General features: G+C 54.7%; 2 protein-coding genes. Both read left to right on the top strand.

Features of this window, described 5'->3' with window-relative positions; genetic code table 11:
* Positions 1-109 precede the first annotated feature (109 nt).
* Complete coding sequence (locus tag ABEA02_RS15335) at positions 110-622, top strand: hypothetical protein (protein WP_345533973.1); 513 nt, start codon at positions 110-112, stop codon at positions 620-622.
* Positions 623-713: 91 nt separating this feature from the next.
* Positions 714-1220, top strand: coding sequence for a hypothetical protein (locus ABEA02_RS15330; RefSeq protein ID WP_345533972.1), 507 nt, complete (start codon positions 714-716; stop codon positions 1218-1220).
* The last annotated feature ends 568 nt before the right edge of the window (positions 1221-1788 follow it).

The following is a 1788-nucleotide window of genomic DNA, read 5'->3' as shown; positions in this document are numbered from 1 at the left end:
GTCAGTCGCGGCTAACCAATCGGTCAACGGGACAGCCTGCAAGCTGCGCTTGCAGGTACCCTCCGCGCTTCGCGCTCCGGCTGCCCCTTACCTCAAACGTTAGATTTCAATGAATCTCGACGCTCTGCGAGAAGTGACTAAGTGCAATGGATGGAAAGCATTGGCAGATACTCTGCTGACGCAGCCGAAACCAAGCCACGAAGCCTCGGGGGTTTTTGAAACCTACTGGATTGAAGGTGGGGCACGAATGCGCGAGCAAATATCAGATGATAGAAAGCTTGTCGCGCTTCTTCGTCACATGCTCAAGCCCTACGCGGGAAGCCAAGTTTCATTGTATCGAGGCGAAAACGTCGAAAGATGGAAGGACGGAAAAATTGGTTTGGCATGGACGCCGAGAATTGAAACCGCTCAAATGTTTGCCGGCGGCTTAAATTCAGTTCCTTCCGGTGGTGTTGTGTTGCACACTGTTTGCGCCCCGAGCTCAGTGATTGCAGAGCCGAACTACCATAGTCGCTACTTGGGCGAAGACCAGTACACGATTGACCCATTCTCTTTAGGGGGCATTGATGTCATTGAACACCAACCGCCATCGCCGGTGCTTAGTCGTGCAAATGAAATCTAACCCTGCAGTCGAGAGGGACAGCCAACAAGCTGCGCTTGTTGGTTCCTTCCGCGCTTCGCGCTCCGGCTGCCCCTCACTTCCACGTTAGGCCATGAACCTCAAAGACGCGAGGCGCTATCCCGTTGTTTCACTCGCAGCCGAATACTTGGCAATGGGACATTTGATGCGTAGAAATATCCTTGCGTACAAGGCCCCGCCAAACAATGAAGGCTATGACCTAATTTGCATTCACCCCGATCCGAAAAAATCGGCTGAGCAAATCCGGGTGCAGGTCAAGAGTCGTTATCAGACTGACTGTGACAGAGCATTCCCAGTCAAAGCAAAAAGCTTTGATGCCTTTGACTATCTAATCATCGTCTTCTTGAACAACGGCTACTACTATCGAAAGAAGCCGATTCGTGAAGGGGTGGCCGAACCTGAGTTCTACACACTCCCAGGGGACTTCATCCGACAACACCATGTGACCATGGCTTCTGGGTGGGAGAAGGTTCTTACCAAGGGTCAAGATATGGAAAGATATAAGAACGCAAATGGCTTTGAGATCATCGCGCGTGATTTGGGCATCCCTTACCCGGGCGATCCCGATGGCGCGGCCTAACCCTGCAGTCAAGCGGACCGCCTGCAAGCTGCGCTTGCAGGTTCCCTCCGCGCTATCGCGCTCCGGCGTCCGCTTACTTCCACGTTAGCCGCTCGTTTCGTTGCGGGCCTCTCTCCAGGGCCTGCCCGGAGAGCCAATACTGGTGCGGCTCTTCAGGCATCTGTTTTTCGTGCTTTCTTTGGCGCAATCGCTCGCGGGGTTTGAGGGCTCGGACGTTCGGGATGAGGGTGAGTCACGGACGATCTGGCACGACAAGGATGGCTTGTCCGCGCACGAGAAACAGTTGGTCGTTCATCGCTCGGGCGCAGTTTCAATCGTGCAAGCAAACAATCAAAAATTCACTGGCTTCATCGGTCAGCTTCGCGGGGCAGGAGCGCTCTATAGTCCAGGCGGCTAGCGCCGCGAGCAAAGGCACGCAACACTGTGGCGGCACGGGCTGCTTCAGTGTCCGAGATGATTGCGGCGATTAAAGCCAATCGCTATGCTGGGCGCAGTTTCCAACCCAAGGGCAATGCCGGTGTCACAGTCAGTCGCGGCTAACCAATCGGTCAACGGGACAGCCTGCAAG

The organism is Viridibacterium curvum (assembly GCF_039544165.1).
GTDB lineage: Bacteria > Pseudomonadota > Gammaproteobacteria > Burkholderiales > Rhodocyclaceae > Viridibacterium > Viridibacterium curvum.
The sequence above is the reverse complement of the archived record's forward strand: the minus strand, read 5'-3'. Positions and strand labels throughout refer to the sequence as shown.

Coding starts and splice junctions, on each gene's coding strand:
- ABEA02_RS15335 (WP_345533973.1), top strand. CDS start 110: ATGAATCTCGACGCTCTGCGAGAAGTGACTAAGTGCAATGGATGGAAA.
- ABEA02_RS15330 (WP_345533972.1), top strand. CDS start 714: ATGAACCTCAAAGACGCGAGGCGCTATCCCGTTGTTTCACTCGCAGCC.